This is a genomic window from Bartonella queenslandensis AUST/NH15 (assembly GCF_000312585.1).
In the GTDB taxonomy this organism is placed as follows: Bacteria; Pseudomonadota; Alphaproteobacteria; order Rhizobiales; family Rhizobiaceae; genus Bartonella; species Bartonella queenslandensis_A.
This window is the reverse complement of record NZ_HE997997.1, coordinates 50,711-52,850: the sequence shown is the minus strand read 5'-3', so window position 1 is coordinate 52,850 and position 2,140 is coordinate 50,711. Positions and strand designations below refer to the sequence as shown.

General features: G+C 35.8%; 1 protein-coding gene. It reads right to left on the bottom strand.

The genetic code is table 11. The features are described from left to right. Nucleotides 1-310 precede the first annotated feature (310 nt). Nucleotides 311-1,840, bottom strand: a complete 1,530-nt coding sequence (gene glpD / locus BN338_RS03885; RefSeq protein ID WP_039759212.1) for a glycerol-3-phosphate dehydrogenase — start codon at nt 1,838-1,840, stop codon at nt 311-313. Nucleotides 1,841-2,140: the final 300 nt, after the last annotated feature.

Genomic DNA, 2,140 nt, shown 5'->3' with positions numbered 1-2,140 from the left:
GAAAGAGTGCTTTTATTTCTTCTCGAATAAAAGACAAAGATTTTTTTGTTTCATACGAATCCAATTATAAATTATTTTCTCTCAATGAGTTTTTTTCTGATATTTATTAGACTTTCCTTCATAGGATAGACAAGTTTTACTCTAAATATTCCATCCAATTTCGCTCATTTTTATTTTATGATTGTTACAGAGAAACTAAATGAGGGATATGGACAATCATTGTCTTTTCAACGGGGATGGCTTGTAGCAATATGTTTTCTGAAGAAAAGCATTTTACAACATTGCTGATAAAATCTGTAGAGCTCAATGACTATAAATGTTTTTTAATTTCTTTTTGGCTTTGCATATAGCAAGAAAGAATATCAACCTCTTGCGCATTAAAGAAAAGGCCAAGTTTTGAACGACGCCATAACACATCTTCACATGTTTTGGCCCATTCCTTTTCCATCAACCATTTTACTTCTACTTCATAAAGTCCATGCCCAAAATTTTTTCCTCTATCCGCCTTAACATCTGCAAATATCTCCAATGCTTCCGTACCATAGGAGCGTGCAAGTCTGCGATGTGTAAAAGCATCTAAATCTGGCGTCAAAAGAGCAATCCTCTCTTCAAGAGTATCTAACTGGTTATAAAGAAAATCACCTCCTGGAAGTATAGCATTCGTCGTCCATGATGCTCCCTTTTGACCAAGCGCTTTTTCAATGAATTTCATCGCATCTTCAGCCAATTTACGATACGTTGTAATCTTCCCACCATAAAGATTAAGAATCTTTGGTGTACTTCCTTTCCCCACTTCTTTTAAAACATAATCGCGCGTAATTTCTTGAGCTTTTGAAGATCCATCATCATAGAGTGGACGAACTCCAGAATAAGACCAAACAATAGTTTTAGGCGACACTGGCTGTATGAAATAATCACTAGCTGCTGCGCAAATATAATCAATCTCTGTGTCAGTAATATGAACGTCGGCTGGATCTCCCTGATAATCACAATCTGTCGTTCCAAGCAAGGTAAAATCCTCTTGATACGGAATTGCAAATATAATACGCCCGTCACCGTTTTGAAAAATATAAGCACGATCATGAGTATAAAGTTTAGGAACCAAAATGTGAGAACCTCTAACTAGTCGTACTGGTGGATGTTCTTTAGAATCTAATACGCTTGCCAAAACATGATCAATCCATGGCCCAGTCATATTCGCGACATAAGAAGCTGTGACACTATATTCTTTACCACTTAACTTGTCTTGTAGAACAATACGCCATTTTTTGTCGTCTTTTTTTAAAGAAAGAACTTCTGTCCGTACTTTTATATCAGCTCCCCACTTTTCTGCATCACGCGCATTGGCCATGACTAAACGGGCATCATCTACTCTTGCATCAGAATATTCAAAACCTCTTTGATATTCTTTCTTCAGTGTAGAGCAAAACTCGTTTGAAAAATTAATCGCTTTACTGCGCCATAATTTCTGATTCCATTTCCCTAAATAATCATAAATAAAAAGTCCAAAACGTAACATCCAAGCAGGACGTAATCCTTTATGATACGGAAGAAGAAAACGCAATGGGCGCACAATATGTGGAGCCATACGTAAAATGATCTCACGTTCTTTTAGTGCTTCACGAACAAGTTTGAACTCATAGTGTTCGAGATAACGAAGTCCCCCATGAATAAGCTTTGTTGAGGCACTTGATGTCCCCGATGCAAGATCATTCATTTCAGCTAATCCTACTTTAAAACCGCGCCCAGCTGCATCTCTTGCCAATCCACACCCGTTTATTCCTCCCCCAATAATAAACAGCTCATAATGTGTTGTGGTTTCCATAATTTCATTTTTCATTCGTTTAATTTTGTTTCACAACACTCAATAAAGCAACAGTAAAAAAACGATATCAAGTGCTCTTCATGGTATTATCAACGTGCTTTTTTCCAAAATAAATACACGTAAAAGGCTTTTTGATCCCCTTATACATTAAAACAACATTTTACCAATAATAGAGAGAATTTTTTTATCCTTTTCAAATGTACATCATATGAAATTCTTTTAGAGAAAAATTGATGTTTTTTTCATTCTTGAATACATGCTATAGTCAAGTGCTTTATTGCACAGAGATAACGTTTTTTATATAGTTCACTCAAT

What these genes read in the sequence shown, in the direction of transcription:
- glpD (WP_039759212.1), bottom strand. Translation starts at nt 1,840, where the DNA reads ATGAAAAATGAAATTATGGAAACCACAACACATTATGAGCTGTTTATT.